The sequence below is a fragment of the Cupriavidus sp. DL-D2 genome (genome assembly GCF_039710735.1).
Taxonomy (GTDB): domain Bacteria; phylum Pseudomonadota; class Gammaproteobacteria; order Burkholderiales; family Burkholderiaceae; genus Cupriavidus.
In genome coordinates, this window is the sequence record NZ_JBDKXK010000004.1 from 450,569 (window position 1) to 468,127 (window position 17,559).

A 17,559-nucleotide genomic window follows, 5' to 3' on the forward strand; every position below is an offset into this window, starting at 1 on the left:
AATCTCAGCCGCCGCGTCCCATCATCAGCTGGGCGCGCAGGAAGCCCTTGATCTCTTCCAGCGAGGGCGTCTTCAGGAAGACCATGATGCCCCATTGCTGCAGCGCATCGGCCACGCCTTCATAGGCCTGACGGTTCGTGATCACCGCAAAGATCACGCGCTGGCGCGCGAAGAAGTTCTGCAGTTTCTCGATCGTTGCCGATTCCGCGTCGTTGAGCTCCTCCACGTAGTAGAGGACGACGCGCGGATGAGCGTCCACAGACATGATGACCGTGTCGACCACGTCTTCGAGCACCTGCGTTTTCAGCGGCAGCGACCATTTTCCAAGCTGGGCGCTGATGCGCTGCGCTTCGTTATGGTTGGGATGGAAGACCACAAGGTCGAGATCGTGCTCGACGCCGGCGTCAGGCATGGCCCGGTTGGCGAGTAGCCGATGCACCGTTTCCTTGTGGATGCGCCGATGGCCACCATTGGTCTTCCAGGCGCCGAGTTCTCCTCGCTCGACCATCTTCTGGACGGTGCCCAGCGAAACATTGAGAAGCTTCGCGGCGGTACGCGTGCTGTAGTACGGCTTTTCAGCCAGTTCAGGATCCAGTTTCATCCAATCACCCGTAGTGTCGATCGACAGCACAGTGCAATCTGCACTGCGTGGCGCCCTCGGACACGCCACGCCGGCCTGAGGCCGGGCTTGCCTTTTTTTACTGACCCTGATGCTTGGCCCGCTCCCCGGCAGGCCTTTGTTGCTTTGGTACCTGTTGACGTAGCAACGGCTTCAGGTGGCCGGCTACGCTTCGGCGAGCATCGCGCCAACAATGCCCGGAATGCCGAATGCAAATAGTATGACTTCAAGATGATTCGTCGCCACAGGGAAAGCAATGATTGGCGTCACACTTTTGTTGTTTAACGAACATCAATGCCATTCGGTAGACACCCCGCATGACGAGCGACATGTATGCAGACATGTCTGAATGGCTTCCCAACGAATGACAGACCTTGCATTCCGTGCCACGGTTCCCCACGGCATACATTTGCTACAACCGCCATGAGCCAGGCGTCCTAGCCGGACAGCCCGTACTTGCGGACCTTGTCGAACAGCGTGGTTTTTGCCACCCCCAAGGCATCGCCGGCACGCGTCAGGTTGCCGTCGTGACGACGTAGTGCATCGGCAATCAGCGCGCGCTCGAACTGCTCCACGGCCTGTGGCAACGGCAGTGCAGCGGGTGCCGTCGTGCCTTGCGTCGGATCGCAGCCCAGGCCCAGCACGTGGCGTTCGGCCAGGTTGCGTAGTTCGCGGACGTTGCCGGGCCATGGGTAGGCAACCAGTGCAGCCAGTTCGCCCGGGGTCGCCGGCACGGCCTCGCGCTCGAAACGCAGTGCCGCCTGGGCCAGGAAATGCTCGAACAGCAGCGGCACGTCCTCGCGGCGCTCGCGCAGCGGCGGCAGTTCCAGCGTCACCACGTTGAGCCGGTAATACAGGTCCGCGCGGAACTGGCTCGCGTCGGCCATCGCACGCAAGTTTGCCTTGGTGGCCGCCACCACACGTGTGTTCACCGGCACGGGCTGGTTCGATCCGAGCCGCTCGATCACGCGCTCCTGCAGCACGCGCAGCAGCTTGATCTGCATCGGCATGGGCATGCTCTCGATCTCGTCGAGGAACAGCGTGCCGCCTTCGGCGTGTTCGATCTTGCCGATGCGGCGCCGTGCGGCGCCGGTGAAGGCCCCCGCCTCATGCCCGAAGATTTCGGATTCGAACAATTGCTCCGGCAGGCCGCCGCAATTGATCGGCACGAAATGCTTCGCGCGGCGGGCGCTCGCTTCGTGCAGGCAGCGCGCCACGAGTTCCTTGCCGGTGCCGGTCTCGCCGTGGATCAGCACGTTGGCGGCCGTATCGCCCACGCTGTCGATCATGCGGCGCAGCCGTTCGATGGCCGGCGAATGTCCGATGAGTTGCGCTGCCAGCCCATCGCGTCCGGCCAGGCGCGCACGCAGGTCCGCCACTTCCAGCGCCAGCCGGCGCTTGTCCAGCGCACGGCGAGAGGTGGCGACGAGCCGCTCCGGCGAGAACGGTTTCTCGATGAAGTCGTAGGCGCCTTGTTTCATGGCCTGTACGGCCAGCGAGACATCGCCATGGCCGGTGATCATGATGACCGGCATGGCCGGGTCGCGCGCCACGATATCGCGCAGCAGCGACATGCCATCGGCACCGGGCAAATGGATGTCGCTGACCACGATGCCGGCAAAGCCTGCCTCGATCTCGCGCCATGCCGCTTCGGCGTTGGGCACCGACTGCGTGGCGATGCCTTCGAGGCCGAGCGCCTGCTCGCATCCCAGGCGCACGTCGGCATCGTCTTCGACGATCAGGACGGCGAGTCCGCCCTCCTGACGCTGGTTCGGATCAGCCGACATGACGTAGGCCCTCGCGTGCGGGTGGAAGCGCCAGCGTGAAGCACGCGCCGCCGTCCGGATGATTGATGGCGGTCAGCGTTCCACCGTTCTCATTGAGGATGCCTGCGGACAACGTCAGCCCGAGGCCAAGCCCTTCGCCTGCGGGCTTGGTCGTGAAGAATGGTTCGAAGAGTCGCGCGAAGGCGGCTTCGGACAACCCTGGCCCGTTGTCGCGCACGGTCAGGTGAACCAGTCCGCCCGCCTCAAACGCGTGGAGCGACAGCAGCGGTGCCGGCTGGTCCTTCACCGCATCGAGCGCGTTGCCGATCAGGTTCACGATCACCTGTTCGAGCCGGTTCGGATCGCAGGCCACGGACAGGTGCGTGCCGACATCGCGCTCGATGCGTGCTGCCACCGCTGCCACGCGGGTATCGAGCAGGAACAGGGCGTTGTCCACGGCGTCGGCAAGCTGTGCCGCCTGCTGCTGGCCGGCCGCAGGATTGCGCGAGAAGGATTTGAGTGCGCCCGTGATGCGGCCCATTCTCTCCACCAGGCCGATGATCTTTTCCAGGTTCTGCTGGGCCGTACCGTAGTCGCCGCGCGCCAGGAACTTGCCGGTATTGCCCGACAGCGTGCGCAGCGCGGCCAGCGGCTGGTTCAGTTCGTGGGCAATGCCGGCCGACATCTGTCCCACGGCGGCGAGCTTGCCGGCCTGCAACAGGCCGTCCTGCGCCTGCCGCAGATAGTTTTCGGTGCGAATGCGTTCGGCCACTTCGGCCTGCAATTGATGATTGGTGGTGGAGAGGTCCGACGTACGTTCCGCCACCTTGCGTTCGAGCTCGCTGTTGGCCGCTTCGAGCGCGGCGCGTGCGGCCAGCCGCTCGCTGGCGATACGACGGCGCACGTTCCATGCGGCGCCCAGCAGCAGCACGAAGGCAGCGAGCACGCCGGCGAGCGCGGCACTGTTCAGCGCAGCCACACGCGCCTGCGACGTGTTGGTCAGCAGCGTCAGGTCCCAGTCCGTGCCAGGCAGCGCCAGATGCTGCGCCAGCATCGGCGGACCCTGTCGCAGCCGCACCAGGGCATCGCCCTCCTGGGCTGGTCCGTTGGCCAGCGGACGCACGGTACTCAGCGCCAGTTGCGGCAGCGGGGCGCGGTTGTACTGCAGGGATCGATCGAGCTTGACGCGCTGGTCGTCAGAGAGCGGGCGCAGCGCGGCGAGCTTCCACGAAGGATCGGACGCGAGGATGACCACGCCGTTTTCATCGGCCAGCAGCATCTGGCTGTCGTTGCCCTGCCAGCGGTTTTCCAGCGGTTCCAGGCCGATCTTGACCACGGCCACGCCGAGGGGATGATCGCGGTCACCGAGCGGTGCGGAGAGGTAGTAGCCGGACTCGCTGCGCGTGGTGCCCACGCCGTAGAAACGGCCAAGCTGGCCTTCGACTGCTGCGCGGAAATACGGACGGAAGCTCAGGTCTTCGCCGAGGTAGCTGTCCGGGCGTTGGTAGTTGCTGGTGGCCAGTACCTTGCCGCGGGCGTCCAGCACGTAGATCACGCGGGTGCCGGCCCGGCCGTTCAGCGCGGCAAGATAGGCGTTGGCCTGCGAGACACGGTCGGGTGCGGACGGCTGGCGCAGCAGCGCGTCGATGCGTGCGTCCAGCGACAGCAAACTCGGCACATAGTCATAACGCGCCAGCTCGCTTTCGAGTGCCTGCGCATAGAGCCGCATCTGCACCTGGCCGCGTTCGGCCTGGCGCCCCAGCGCGGCGTCGTACGTATAGCGGTAGCCCAGCCAGCCGGCACCGGCAATGAGCACAGCCAGCGCGAGCAGGGCGACAAACGGAACGATGCGGCGCCACCGCGGGGTGGAGGGCGTGGCGCCGTCGGATGGGGACAAAATCATGCGGAATCGGGGGAGGCGAAAGCTGCGGGTGGCGTATCGGGCATCTGAGAACCGACGAGGCGTCACCGGCAAGGCGACGTTTTACCACACCCACACTACCCCCAAGACCTGAACGGGTGATAAGCCCCATAAAAGCGGTGTGGTAAACGCAAAAAGGCCCGGCAGCCTGATCGGCAACCGGGCCCCGGCGCACCTGGCAGCGTGTTACTTGCTGGCCAGGACCTGAACGGGTGTCAGGCCGGCGTCGGCGGCTGGCGAGGGTTCGATGGAATCGATCTCGTCATCCAGTTCCGGCGCGCCTATCGCGTTCTCGCTTTTGGCGACAACGGTCGTGGCAATGGCATTGCCAAGCACATTGGTCACAGTGCGGCCCATGTCGAGCACATGGTCGATGCCGAGCACCAGCAGGATGCCGGCCTCGGGCAGGCCGAACATCGGCAGTACGGCGGCCACCACCACCAGCGATGCGCGCGGCACGCCAGCGATGCCTTTGCTGGTCACCAGCAGCACCAGCAGCATCGTGATCTGTTGCGACAGCGACAGCTCGATGCCGTACACCTGGGCCACGAACAGCGCGGCAAACGAGGTGTACATGATCGACCCGTCCAGGTTGAACGAATAGCCCAGGGGCAGCACGAAGTTCGTGATGCGCGGCTTCACGCCGAAGCGCGTGAGCTGGTCGATGACCTTCGGATAGGCCGATTCCGAGCTGGCCGTGGCAAAGCCGATCATCAGCGGCGCGCGCAGCTGGCGCAGCAGGGTGAAGACGTCACGGCCCAGGAAGAAGAAGCCACCGGCGATCAGCGCGATCCACAGCAGGCCCAGCGAGAGATACACGGCGCCCAGCAGCTTGGCGTACACCACCAGCACGCCCAGGCCCTGCGCCGTGATCACGGCGGCCACCGCACCAAACACGCCAAACGGCGCGAAAGCCATCACGTAGTTGGTGACCTTGAGCATGATGTGGGCCAGACCTTCCACGCCAGCCAGCACCGGCTTGCCCACGCCATCCTTGATCGTGCCCAGCGCAAAGCCGAAGAACAGCGAGAACACCACGATCTGCAGTATCTCGTTGTTGGCCATTGCTTCCACGAAGCTCTTCGGGAACATGTGCGCGATGAAGTCACGCAGGTTCAGCGCACCCGTCTTCAGGTTCGACGCAGCATCCGCGGCCGGCAGCGGCAGATTCATGCCGTGGCCCGGCGCCAGCGCGTTGGCCATGATCAGGCCCAGCAGCAGGGAGGTGACCGAGGCGGCCATGAACCATGCCATTGCCTTCAGGCCGATGCGGCCCACGGCCTTGCCGTCGCCCATGCTGGCAATGCCCGATACGAGCGTGGCAAACACCAGCGGGCCAATGATCATCTTGATCATCCGCAGGAACACGTCGGTCAGGATCGAGAGCTTGTCGGCAATCGCCTTGGCAGCGGCGGCGTCCGGCGCCATGTTGTGCGCGGCGGTGCCGGCCAGCACGCCCAGCAGCATCGCGATGAAGATCAGGGTTGGCAGTCGTTTTGTCATCGTGGGTACATCCCTCCTTTGTCTCTGGCGTGGCGCGCGCGGCATTCGGGGGACGGCGCGGCCAGCGGTTATTCCTGCGGCGGCGCCTAGAGTGCACGAGACGTGCCAGCTTTCTCACGCCAGGGCGATGGCGTAAAGCGATGAAAACAAAGGGATTTTTAGTGTGACGAGGACGTAATGTTCGGAAATCCGAACTGGGGAGGGGTGGGAGTGTTCGGGTTTCCGAACGTGGGGTCGCGTTCGTGTGACTTGCTCCCCTCTCCCGCACGCGGGAGAGGGGAGCAAACCAGAGGAAGTTAGCTAAGCCGCCGCCTCGCAACTATCCAGGAACGCCTCCAGCGGCATCGGCTTGCCAATCGCATAGCCCTGCGCGTAGTCCACGCCAATCGCGCGCAGGGTGTGGAGCGTGGATTCGTCCTCGACCCATTCGGCCACGGTGCGCACGCCCAGGCGGTGGCCAATGTCGTTGATCGAGCTGACGATCTCGCGGTCCACGGCGTTGCGGGTCAGGTTGCGGATGAAGCTGCCGTCGATCTTGAGATAGTCCACCGGGAACTGCTTGAGGTAGGCGAAGGAGGAGAGGCCTGCGCCGAAATCGTCGAGCGCCACGGTGCAGCCGGCGCTGCGCATGTCGGCCACCACGCGGCTGGCGGCGGTCATGTTGTTGATCAGCGCAGTCTCGGTGATTTCCAGTCGGATGCGGTTCGCTGGCAGCGCGGAATCCTCCAGCGCGGCGTGCAGGAACGGCAGCAGGAAGGGTTCCCCGAGCGAGTTGGCAGAGAGGTTGATCGAGACAGACAACCCCGGCACGCGCACCAGCCGTTCGCCATACTGCTGCAGCACATTGCGGATGACCCAGCGGTCGATATGGCCCATCAGGTCGTAGCGCTCGGCAGCCGGGATGAACGCGCCCGGCATGATCAGCGTGCCTTGCTCGTCCACCATGCGCACGAGGATTTCCACGTGCTGGGCATCGTCCTGGCCGGGGCGCAGCGAGCGGATCTCCTGCGCATAGAGCCGGAAGCGGTTGGAGTCGAGTGCCGAGTGAATGCCGGCGGCCACTTCGAGCTCGCGATGATGGCGGCGGGCATCGCTTTCGTCGCGGCGATAGAGCGAGACACGGTTGCGGCCGGCGGCCTTGGCGGCGTAGCACGCCACATCGGCGCGGCTCATCAGTTCGCTGACCGAGGGGATGTCGTTGTCGATGGCGGCGATGCCGATGCTCGCGCCCACGTCATAGACGCGGCCGTTCCACGGAAAGCGCCGCTCGCGCACGGCATCGATGACTTTCTGGCAGACCTGCTCGGCATGCTCGATGCTGCAGTCCTTGAGCAGCAGCGCAAACTCGTCGCCGCCCAGCCGCGCCAGCAGGTCGTCGGGGCGCACCTGATGGCGGATCACATAGCCCAGCTCGCGCAGCAGGACATCGCCCGCGCCGTGGCCAGCCGTGTCGTTGACGATCTTGAAGCGGTCCAGGTCGATGAAGCACAGCGCGGCGCGGTGGCCGTGCAGGCGCGCCTGCTCGCACGACTCGCGCAGGCGCTTCTCGAACCAGGCGCGGTTGGGCAGGCCGGTCAGCGCATCGTGCGAGGCCGAGTGGGCCAGCTCACGCTGCAGCGCGCGCGAGGTGGTGATGTCCTGGAACACCAGCACTGCACCGAGCACGCCGCCATCGTTGGCCAGCACGGGCGCGGCGGAATCCTGCACGTCGTGGCGCTCGCCGGTCAGGCTCTGCAGCACGGCGCCTTCCTGCAGGTAGGCAGGGCGTAGCGTCTCCAGGCATTGCTCCACGGGGCTGGGGATGGTGAGGTCGGTGTCTTCGTCGACGATGCGGAAGACCAAGTCCAGCGATTGCCCCATGGCGGCGTCCATGCTCCAGCCGGTCAACTGCTCGGCAATCGGATTCATGAACGTCACGCGCATGACCGGGTCCGTGCAGATCACGGCGTCGCCGATGGAGCGCAGCGTGATGTGCAGCCGCTCCTTTTCCTCGAACAGCGCGCGCGTCAGGTTGCGCTGCTCGGTGATGTCCCAGTTGGTGCCCACCAGCGCGTTGGTGGTGTCGTCCTCGCGGCGCGACGTGTTGGCCATGGCGCGCACATGGCGGATCTCGCCCGTGGGACGCACGATGCGATATTCCGTATCGAAGCGGCGCTCGCCCCGGATGGCCTGGCGCATCTCCGCGCTGACGCGGCTCACATCCTCGGGGTGAACCATCGCGATCCACTGGGCCAGCGTGGGCGGCCCCAGTTCCGGGTGCGTGCCGTGCAGGCCGTGCATGCGTGCATCCCAGGTGATCGACGCCTGCGAGAAATCCCACTCCCAGATGCCCACGCCACCGGCTTCCACAGCCAGTTGCGTGCGCCGCGCCAGTTCCTCCAGTTGCTGCTGGGCGAGCTTGCGCGTGTGGATATCCTCCACCTGCGAGATGAAGTGGTCGGGCCGGCCTTCGTCGTCGCGCACGAGCGATACCGCGAGCAGGGTCCACAGGTAGTGGCCGTCCTTGTGCCGGTAGCGTTTTTCCAGCCGGTACGAGTCGATCTCGCCGGACAGCAGGCCCTCGATCTGGCGCAGGTCGGCGGCCAGGTCGTCGGGGTGGGTCATCAACTGGAATGGCAGGTCGCGCAATTCGTCGGGGGTGTACCCGAGCAGTTCCACCATGGCGCGGTTGACCATCTGCCAGCGGCCGTCCAGCCCGACGATGGCCATGCCGATGGCCGAGTGCTCCAGCGCCTGCCGGAACCGCTGTTCGCTGCTGCGCAGTTCGTGACGTCCCTTGCGGTTCTGCTCGGTCATGAAGGCGATGCAGACCGGGAACACCAGGATCAGTGCGCCGGACAGCGGCACCGAACGCGATGCCAGGACATCCACGCCGGCCGCCAGCGAGAACCCCTCCGCGGCGATGGCCGAGAGCAGCGTCAGCAGCGCGGTGGCAAACGGGTTGCTGGCCAGCGCCACGATCACCAGCGGCAGCGACATGACCACAAACGGATCGTGCCCGGCGCGGATGGCGCCCGCGCCAATGGCCACGCACAGTGCCAGCATGCCGCCCAGCCGCGCAAGCCGCGTGCGCTCGAAGGTGGCGCGCACGCGTTCGCGCGAGATCGACACCATCAGCGGCAGCAGCAGCACCGTGCCGATGGCGCCTGCATTCCACCAGTTCCACCAGACCTTGAGGAACGGCGTGCCGAACGTGGAAGAGATGATCCACGCGCCCATCAGCCCGCTCAAGGCCGGCCCCACCGTGGAGGCCACGCTGAGCGTGAGGGCGAACATCGCCAGTTGGCCGCTGCGCGCCAGGACCGGGTGCCCCACAAGGCTGCGCAGCACGGCGGCGGTGGCCACGAGTTCAATCAGGTTGGCGCCCGACAGCAGCAGCGCGGTGCCGATGGGATGTCCGCCGAGGAGGTCGGCGGCGATGTTGCCGAGGAACATGGCTCCCATCAGCCATGGCGTTTCTTGCCGGGAGCGGTGCAGCAGCAGCCCCAGCCCGAACGCGTTGGCCATCCAGACCGCTGCGGCATGGCCAGGCACGCGCGCCAGCCACAGGCCGACGAGGGCCAGTACGAAGTAGCCTCCGGCCGCGAGCAGCAGGGGGCGCCAGCTGACGATGCCAGGCAGGGGCGGTTGGGTCGAAGGGGGCGCGACCGTTTCAGACGTCATTTCTGTCGATTTCCAGGGACACGCGGCGCGCGTCTGCATACTGCGCCGGGCGCGGGCGATGGTCGCACCGGGTCCAGCCTAGCCGGCATGGTAGTGCCGCCAGGCGAAATCCTTTGGCTGAGATAAGGGCGAGACCATGGCTTTGTTGAGGCTGGCGCGAGGCGCGGAATTTTGGTATGGGGCGGGGCGCCACATCCGGGCGCCGCGTCAGGTGTCGCACTGTACATATGAATCACACTGTTGACGGATCAAGGCCAGCGCGAGACTTCTGACTTCTGTACGATCGCGCACGGAATGCGAAGTGCAGGGCCGGTGCAATGTGCCGGCGCCGACCGGTGGCTGGACCGGTGGCTGCTCAGGGGGGACACCCATGGACGTCAAGCGATTCTTCCGCATTGCCAGCTCCGCGCTGGTGGCCTTCATCGTGTTCGTGGTGCTCGCCGTGGGCAGTACGTACTGGTGGGGCGGACGCAAGCTCGTCCGCACGGTGGAAGTGCCCGCGCTGCAGCCAGTGGCTTTTCCCACCGATGCCGTGGCGATTGCCCACGGACGCTATCTCTACGAATCGCGCGGCTGCATGGAGTGCCACGGCGCCAATGGTGCGGGCAAACAGGTGTTCGATGAAGCCAACGGCTTCCGGGTGCGCGCGCCCGACATCACGCGCGCCAATCCCGCCATCGACAAATATCGCCCCGAGGACTGGGACCGTGCCATCCGCCACGGTGTGGCCCCCTCCGGCCGGCCGCTGCTGGTCATGCCGAGCGAGGACTACAACCGGTTGTCCAACGAGGATTTTGGCGCGCTCGTGGCCTATGTCCGCAGCCTGCCGCCCGCGTCCGGACAGCCCGGCGACATGCATCTGCCCTGGTTCGTGCAGGGTATGTACGGCGCGGGCGTGATCAAGGACGCCGCCGAGAAGATCGACCACAGCCTGCCACCCGCGCCCGCCGTCACGGCGGCGGTCAACGCCCAGTACGGCGCCTACGTGGCGGAGTCCTGCAAGGGGTGCCATGGCGCCGCGCTGCGCGGCGGGCATATCCCCGGCGCGCCTCCCGACTGGCCACCGGCGGCTGACCTGCAACCGGGCGGCGCGATGAAGGCGTATCCGCAGGCAGACCAGTTCGTGACGATGATGCGCACTGGCAAGCGACCCGATGGCACCGACGTCAGTCGCGTGATGCCGTTCGGCGCTTTCGCCAAAATGAACGACACCGACCTCAACGCGCTATATCTGTTCCTGACAGCGAAATAATCACGCATATGGTGCGAAGTACATAAAGTCTGTGTGCCTGCGCACGCATTTCATATTTGCACTATGCTCCACGGGTTTGCCGCTCGGGCCAGGGATTGCCATAGGCCGGTAGCGGGCGGCAGGCAGCGAACAAACATGGGCCACGTACCCAAGGAGCACCCCCCAAATGACGACCCTCACCCTCAACGGCAAGACCGTGGAGGTGGACGCCGATCCGTCCACGCCACTGCTGTGGGCACTGCGCGACAACCTCGGCATGACCGGCACCAAGTTCGGTTGCGGCATGGCCGCCTGCGGCGCCTGCACGGTCCATATCAACGGGCAGGCCACGCGTAGCTGCGTGATGCCGATCTCGGCCACGGCCGGCAGCAAGATCCAGACGATTGAAAGCATGGGCGACGACAAGGTCGGCAAGGCCGTGCTCGCCGCTTGGCTCAAGCACGATGTGGCGCAGTGCGGCTATTGCCAGAACGGCCAGGTCATGAGCGCCGTGGGCCTGCTGCGTACCAAGCCGCGCCCGACCGATGCCGATATCGACCAGGCCATGGCCGGCAACGTCTGCCGCTGCGGCACCTATCAACGGATTCGCGCGGCCATCAAGGATGCCGCGCGCGCCATCGCCTGAGGGGATTGCCATGCGTATTCGAGGCATTGAAGCCCTGGCGGGCGGTAGCGGTGCGCCGGAACAACCGGCGCAGGACACACAGGCAGCAGGCGCGTTGTCGCGCCGCAGCTTCCTGAAGCTGTCGGGACTCGCGGGCGGTGGGTTTGCGCTGGGCATTGCCGGCGTGGCAGGCAGCGCGCAGGCGCAGGGCGCGGCCAAGGCCGTGCCCGCGCCGCAGGCGTTCCTGCGCATCGCGCCGGACAACATGGTGACGATTGCGGTGAACCGGCTGGAGTTTGGGCAGGGTGTGCATACGGCGTTGCCGATGGCGCTGGCCGAGGAGTTGGATGTCGACTGGAAGAACGTGGCGAGCGTGCTGGCCCCGGCTGGCGACGCTTACAAGGACCCCGCGTTCGGTATCCAGATGACGGGTGGCTCCACCGCGCTGAACCATTCGTTCACGCAGTACCGCGAACTGGGCGCACGAGCACGGGCCATGCTGATCACGGCCGCGGCGCAGAAGTGGAAGGTCGACCCGGCCAGTTGCACCGCGCAACTGGGCGTGGTCACCTCCGGCAGCAATCGCGCGACGTACGGCGAACTGGCTGCGGCCGCCATGGAGCTGCCTGTGCCAAAGGAGGTCAAGCTCAAGGACCCGGCGCAGTTCCGCATCGTCGGCAAGCCGACAGCACGCCTGGACGCCGCGTCCAAGCTGCATGGCGACGGCGTGTTCGGCATGGATGTGAGCCTCAAGGGCATGAAGGTGGCCGTGGTGGCCCGCCCGCCGCGCTTTGGCGGCAAGGTGAAGTCGTTCAACGCCGACAAGGCACGCAAGATCAAGGGCGTGGCCGATGTGCTGCTGGTCGACGTGGATCGTGGCGGTACGGGCGTGGCGGTGATCGCCGACGGCTACTGGCCGGCCAAGACTGCACGCGAGGCGCTGGAGATTGTCTGGGAAGACGCGGGCTCCACAGTCAGCACTGCCGCGCTGTTCGATCAGTACAGCAAGCTGTCCACGCAGCCGGGCATCATGGCCCGGCCGTTCGAAGGCGGCAGCATCGATTCGGCGCTGGCCGGCGCGGCCAAGGTGATCGACGCCGAATACCGCGTGCCGTACCTGGCCCACGCGCCAATGGAGCCGTTGAACTGCACGCTGCAGCCCGAGGTGGCTGGCAAGCAGATCAACGCCGTCAAGGTGTGGGTGGGCTCGCAGTTCCAGACCATCGACCAGGGCGCCATCGCGCGCACGCTGAAGCTCGCGCCCGAGAAGGTCACGCTGAACACGATGATGGCCGGTGGCGGTTTCGGACGCCGCGCCGTGCCGACGTCTGACTACCTCGTCGAAGCGGCCAACGTGCTGCGCGTGTGGGTCGCCAGCGGACACACGGAACCCGTCAAGGTGATGTGGAGCCGCGAGGACGACATCAAGGGCGGCTACTACCGTCCGCTGCACGTGCATCGTGCCCGCATCGGCGTGGACGCGCAAGGCAAGGTGGTGGGCTGGCAGCACACGATCGTCGGCCAGTCGATCATCACCGGCACGCCGTTCGAGCCGATGATGGTCAAGAACGGTGTCGATGCCACGATGACCGAGGGTATCGTCGAGAACGACTACGACGTGCCGCTGCAGGTGCAGGTGCATCACCCCAAGGTGGATGTGCCGGTGCTCTGGTGGCGCTCGGTGGGTAACACGCATACGGCGTTCGTCAAGGAAACGCTGGCTGACGAAATGGCCACCGCCGCGAAGAAGGACCCCGTGGCATGGCGTATGGCGCAACTCGACGAGAAGAAGCACGCGCGTCACCGTGCGGCGCTGCAACTGGCCGTGGACCGCTCGGGCTATGGCAAGAAGAAACTGCCGAAGGGACACGCCTGGGGTGTGGCCGTGCATGAATCGTTCGGCTCGGTGGTGGCGTACGTGGTGGACGTGTCGCTGGTGAAAGGCGAGCCGCGCGTGCATCGCGTGACGGCCGGCGTGCATGCCAACCGCGTCGTCAATCCGCTGGGCGCCGAGGCGCAGATCCAGGGCGGATGCATCTTCGGCCTGGCCATGACCCGCCCGGGGTTTGCCATCGAGATCGAGAATGGCGCGGTCAAGAACAGCAACTTCCCTGACTATCCGCCGCCCCGCATGCCGGACGCACCCATGGTGGATGTGTTCTTCGTGCCGTCCGACGACAACCCGACCGGGCTTGGCGAACCGGGCACGCCCGGCATTGCCCCGGCCGTGGCCAACGCGCTGTTCCGTCTCACGGGCAAGCGCCAGCGCCAGTTGCCGTTCGTGCTGACCTGATTGTCGGTTCGCGCAGGCAATAAGGAAGGACCCCGCCTCGCGCGGGGTCTTTTCTTTGCTGCTTCGGAATTATCTGAACCAGCGCCGCCAGCCGGGCTCGGCGGGCGGGTGGGACGCACTGTCCCAGCCAGGCTCGGACAGCGATGGCGATGACGGTAGCGATTCGAGAATGTGTTCGCGCAGGCCGGCGGGCGCTCGGTAGTAGGAGGCGGCGTGCTGCACGGCATGCCGCAGCGACTGGAGGCGGCGCAGCGTGTCGACGCAACTGTCGCAGTCTTCCAGATGCCGCTCCAGCCGCACGCTGTCGGCTGCGCCCGCCTCGCCGTCGGCGGTGGCCTGCAGCAGGTGGCGTGCCTCAATGCAATCCATGACGGGACTCTCCGACGGGTGGGATGTTGCGTATCAAGGCGACGGTTGCCGCCAGCAGGCGCCGGCCATGGTCCAGGCGCGACGCCACCTGATCCACGGGAATATCGACGATCCGTGCGATGTCGTGGTAGTGCAAGCCTTCGAGCTCGCGCAGGACCAGTACCTCGCGGCACGCCACGGGCAGGCGTTCGAGCGCGGCATTGACAAGGGGGATGTCCTCGTCGCGGAGGAGCCATTGCGTGGCGTCATCGGGGGTGTCGGGCGCCCAGGCGTTGTCGGCGTGGCGCGGCGCAGGATATCGGGACTGCCAGGTGGCGTGGACGATGGCCAGCAGCCAGGGGCGGGGCTGAGCCGCACGGGCACTACCAAACAGGGGGCAGGCGCGTGCAAGGGCTTCCTGCACCACGACACTGGCGTCTTCGTCGTTGCCGCACAACCACCGGGCAAGGTTGTGGGCGGCGTCCAGATGCGGCAGCAACTGGGTCTCGAAACGTTGGCGTGGGTTGGCAGCGTCCATTCAGTCCCTTGAGAGTACTGGCGCCAGACGATTCTATGCCGGGACCGGCATCGCGCCAACGGGGTAGACCCGGAGAGCGTGGGCAGAGCGTTGCCGTGGCGATACGGCCCTCGAATCACCGTCTGTTTCAGGCATACGATGCCGGCCCGGTGGGGCATCATCCGATGACTGATCAGATTTTTCGGGGAGAGAGCGGATGGACACCCAGGAAAGCACCCTGGCCCTCGCGTTGCTGACGGTGCCCGCGCGCGCCGCTATCTGTCGTGCCTTGCTCGAAGCCGGCGACGATGGCCTGCCGGCCATGGCGCTGGTGGAGGTCTCGGGCCTGACTCACAAGCATGCAGCCCACTGTTTCCAGGAAATGGTGCAGGCCGACCTCCTGGCGCTGGTCGTCCGCGAGCGCCAGGTCTGCTACGTGCTCAAGGCCAGGCGCGCCGTGCGCGAAGCACTGGGCTATATCGACAGCAGCGGCCTGGACTGACTTTCCCTCCCGTCCCGACCCCGATTCGACCCCGTACTGGTGACCCGGTACGGGGTTTTTTCATGTCAAAGGCGGTGAATCTGCATGAGCGCGGGTAAACCCCCATTCAGTCCGCGTCTTGAAAAGGAAATACCCCGTCCCTATAATTAGCACTCGCTGGGGGAGAGTGCTAACAACCGGTTAGTCACACCTCTGCGGTAGACCCAAACCCGGATGGCCGTTGAAGATGACGGCCATTTTGTGAATCAAAACTCACTTTTTTGTATTTAGGAGTCCGTATGAACCTGCGTCCTCTGCACGACCGTGTGATCGTGAAGCGTCTGGACAATGAAACCAAGACCGCGTCCGGCATCGTGATTCCCGACAATGCAGCCGAGAAGCCGGATCAAGGCGAAGTCCTGGCCGTTGGCCCGGGCAAGAAGGATGACAAGGGCAACAACATTGTGCTCGACGTCAAGGTGGGTGACCGCGTGCTGTTCGGCAAGTATGCCGGCCAGGGCGTGAAGGTGGATGGCCAGGAACTGCTGGTCATGCGCGAAGAAGACATCATGGCCGTCGTCAACAAGTAATTGACGCAAGCCTGACCGCATCACACCAGATTCCCTGACCGTCCCCACCATGACCGCGGGACGGTCTTCCCAGATTCGGAGATTCAAGACATGGCAGCAAAAGACGTAGTGTTCGGCGACGCCGCACGTGCCAAGATGGTCGAAGGCGTGAACATTCTCGCCAACGCAGTGAAGGTGACCCTGGGCCCGAAGGGCCGCAACGTGGTGCTGGAGCGCAGCTTCGGTGGCCCGACCGTGACCAAGGACGGCGTGTCCGTGGCCAAGGAAATCGAACTGAAGGACAAGCTGCAGAACATGGGCGCGCAGATGGTCAAGGAAGTGGCTTCCAAGACCAGCGACAACGCCGGTGACGGTACCACCACCGCAACCGTGCTGGCCCAGTCGATCGTCCGCGAAGGCATGAAGTTCGTGGCCGCCGGCATGAACCCGATGGACCTGAAGCGCGGCATCGACAAGGCCGTGGCCTCGGCCGTGGAAGAGCTGAAGAAGCTGAGCAAGCCGACCACGACCAGCAAGGAAATCGCCCAGGTTGGCGCGATCTCGGCAAACAGCGACGCCTCGATCGGCGAGCGCATTGCTGAAGCCATGGACAAGGTTGGCAAGGAAGGCGTCATCACCGTCGAAGACGGCAAGTCGCTGGCCGACGAGCTGGAAGTCGTGGAAGGCATGCAGTTCGACCGCGGCTACCTGTCGCCGTACTTCATCAACAACCCGGAAAAGCAGGTTGTTGCCCTGGACAACCCGTTCGTCCTGCTGTTCGACAAGAAGGTCTCGAACATCCGTGACCTGCTGCCGGTGCTGGAACAAGTCGCCAAGGCTGGCCGCCCGCTGCTGATCATCGCTGAAGACGTGGAAGGCGAAGCCCTGGCCACGCTGGTGGTGAACAACATCCGTGGCATCCTGAAGACCGCCGCCGTCAAGGCTCCGGGCTTCGGCGACCGCCGCAAGGCCATGCTGGAAGACATCGCCATCCTGACGGGCGGCACGGTGATCGCCGAGGAAATCGGTCTGACGCTGGAAAAGGCTACCCTGCAAGACCTGGGTCAAGCCAAGCGCATCGAGATCGGCAAGGAAAACACGATCATCATCGACGGCGCCGGCGACGGCTCGGCTATCGAAGGCCGTGTGAAGCAGATCCGCGCCCAGATCGAGGAAGCCACTTCGGACTACGACCGTGAAAAGCTGCAAGAACGCGTGGCCAAGCTGGCCGGCGGTGTTGCCGTGATCAAGGTTGGCGCTGCCACCGAAGTCGAAATGAAGGAAAAGAAGGCACGCGTGGAAGATGCGCTGCACGCTACGCGCGCTGCCGTGGAAGAAGGCATTGTTCCTGGCGGTGGCGTGGCCCTGCTGCGCGCACGTGCTGCCATCTCGAACCTGACCGGTGCCAACCCGGACCAGAACGCCGGCATCAAGATCGTGCTGCGCGCCATGGAAGAGCCGCTGCGCCAGATCGTGCTGAACGCTGGTGAAGAAGCTTCGGTCGTGGTGGCCAAGGTCATCGAAGGCAAGGGTAACTACGGTTACAACGCGGCTTCGGGCGAGTACGGCGACCTGGTGGAAATGGGCGTGCTGGATCCGACCAAGGTGACCCGCACCGCGCTGCAGAACGCCGCTTCGGTGGCTTCGCTGATGCTGACGACCGACTGCGCCGTGGCGGAAACCGCCAAGGAAGAATCGGCGCCGGCAATGCCGGGCGGCATGGGTGGCATGGGCGGCATGGACGGCATGATGTAAATCGCGCCGGACTGCCAGGCCAACCCGCCTGACTGTCGAAAAAACCCCCGAGGGCGTGAGCCCTCGGGGGTTTTTGTTTTTGCTCCCGGATCGCTTGTTTTTGATTTTCTCCCCTCTCCCTTTGGGAGAGGGGTGGGGGAGAGGGCGGGCAGTTCAAATGGCTACAAGGCGGCAAGCAGAACCTCTGGCCCTCTCCCCCAACCCCTCTCCCGCAAGCGGGAGAGGGGTGTACTGGTCAAGTTTTTTCAGACACCTCGATAGGTTGTTG

At 65.2% G+C, this 17,559-nt stretch carries 13 protein-coding genes; 6 read left to right on the forward strand and 7 right to left on the reverse strand.

Features of this window, described 5'->3' with window-relative positions; translation table 11 throughout:
• Nucleotides 1–4: 4 nt before the first annotated feature.
• The 5 genes from ABDB81_RS04980 to ABDB81_RS05000 all read right to left on the reverse strand — a co-directional run bounded on the left by ABDB81_RS04980 (nt 5) and on the right by ABDB81_RS05000 (nt 9,472).
• Nucleotides 5–601: a helix-turn-helix domain-containing protein gene (locus ABDB81_RS04980; RefSeq protein WP_137927522.1), complete on the reverse strand. Its 597-nt coding sequence runs from the start codon at nt 599–601 to the stop codon at nt 5–7.
• A gap of 455 nt (nt 602–1,056) precedes the next feature.
• Nucleotides 1,057–2,406 carry a sigma-54 dependent transcriptional regulator gene (locus ABDB81_RS04985; RefSeq protein ID WP_137927521.1) on the reverse strand — a complete coding sequence of 450 codons (1,350 nt, stop codon included), beginning with the start codon at nt 2,404–2,406 and terminating at the stop codon, nt 1,057–1,059.
• The gene (locus tag ABDB81_RS04990; protein WP_137927520.1) at nt 2,396–4,288 is read right to left on the reverse strand and encodes an ATP-binding protein; all 1,893 of its coding nucleotides are present in this window, start codon (nt 4,286–4,288) and stop codon (nt 2,396–2,398) included. The genes ABDB81_RS04985 and ABDB81_RS04990 overlap by 11 nt, the downstream gene beginning before the upstream one ends.
• A 204-nt stretch (nt 4,289–4,492) precedes the next feature.
• Nucleotides 4,493–5,809 carry a dicarboxylate/amino acid:cation symporter gene (locus tag ABDB81_RS04995; RefSeq protein ID WP_137927519.1) on the reverse strand — a complete coding sequence of 439 codons (1,317 nt, stop codon included), beginning with the start codon at nt 5,807–5,809 and terminating at the stop codon, nt 4,493–4,495.
• Nucleotides 5,810–6,109: 300 nt separating this feature from the next.
• A complete protein-coding gene (locus ABDB81_RS05000; protein ID WP_346810005.1) occupies nt 6,110–9,472 on the reverse strand; it encodes a diguanylate cyclase in 3,363 nt (1,120 codons plus the stop codon).
• A gap of 370 nt (nt 9,473–9,842) precedes the next feature.
• Here ABDB81_RS05000 and ABDB81_RS05005 point away from each other — a divergent pair, with 370 nt between their 5' ends.
• From ABDB81_RS05005 to ABDB81_RS05015, 3 genes are all read left to right on the forward strand, one after another.
• Nucleotides 9,843–10,724 (forward strand): c-type cytochrome, encoded by an 882-nt coding sequence (locus ABDB81_RS05005; RefSeq protein WP_137927517.1) that lies wholly within the window; start codon nt 9,843–9,845, stop codon nt 10,722–10,724.
• A 166-nt stretch (nt 10,725–10,890) separates the two neighbouring features.
• Nucleotides 10,891–11,349: a (2Fe-2S)-binding protein gene (locus ABDB81_RS05010; RefSeq protein ID WP_137927516.1), complete on the forward strand. Its 459-nt coding sequence runs from the start codon at nt 10,891–10,893 to the stop codon at nt 11,347–11,349.
• Nucleotides 11,350–11,359: 10 nt separating this feature from the next.
• Nucleotides 11,360–13,621, forward strand: coding sequence for a xanthine dehydrogenase family protein molybdopterin-binding subunit (locus ABDB81_RS05015; protein WP_137927515.1), 2,262 nt, complete (start codon nt 11,360–11,362; stop codon nt 13,619–13,621).
• 69 nt (nt 13,622–13,690) lie between these two features.
• Here the strand turns inward: ABDB81_RS05015 and ABDB81_RS05020 are convergent, their stop codons facing one another.
• Both ABDB81_RS05020 and ABDB81_RS05025 read right to left on the reverse strand, forming a co-directional pair.
• Nucleotides 13,691–13,990: a zf-HC2 domain-containing protein gene (locus ABDB81_RS05020; protein ID WP_346810007.1), complete on the reverse strand. Its 300-nt coding sequence runs from the start codon at nt 13,988–13,990 to the stop codon at nt 13,691–13,693.
• A complete protein-coding gene (locus tag ABDB81_RS05025) occupies nt 13,977–14,507 on the reverse strand; it encodes a sigma-70 family RNA polymerase sigma factor (RefSeq protein WP_137927513.1) in 531 nt (176 codons plus the stop codon). The genes ABDB81_RS05020 and ABDB81_RS05025 overlap by 14 nt, the downstream gene beginning before the upstream one ends.
• 196 nt (nt 14,508–14,703) lie before the next feature.
• On the opposite strand from ABDB81_RS05025, the gene ABDB81_RS05030 reads away from it, so the two are divergent.
• The 3 genes from ABDB81_RS05030 (at nt 14,704) to groL (ending at nt 17,291) form a co-directional block, all read left to right on the forward strand.
• Nucleotides 14,704–14,988: an ArsR family transcriptional regulator gene (locus ABDB81_RS05030; RefSeq protein ID WP_137927512.1), complete on the forward strand. Its 285-nt coding sequence runs from the start codon at nt 14,704–14,706 to the stop codon at nt 14,986–14,988.
• Between the two features lie 278 nt (nt 14,989–15,266).
• The gene (groES, locus tag ABDB81_RS05035) at nt 15,267–15,557 is read left to right on the forward strand and encodes a co-chaperone GroES (protein WP_130390881.1); all 291 of its coding nucleotides are present in this window, start codon (nt 15,267–15,269) and stop codon (nt 15,555–15,557) included.
• Nucleotides 15,558–15,647: 90 nt separating this feature from the next.
• Entirely contained in the window at nt 15,648–17,291 is a 1,644-nt protein-coding gene (groL, locus tag ABDB81_RS05040; RefSeq protein WP_137927511.1) for a chaperonin GroEL, read from the forward strand.
• The last annotated feature ends 268 nt before the right edge of the window (nt 17,292–17,559 follow it).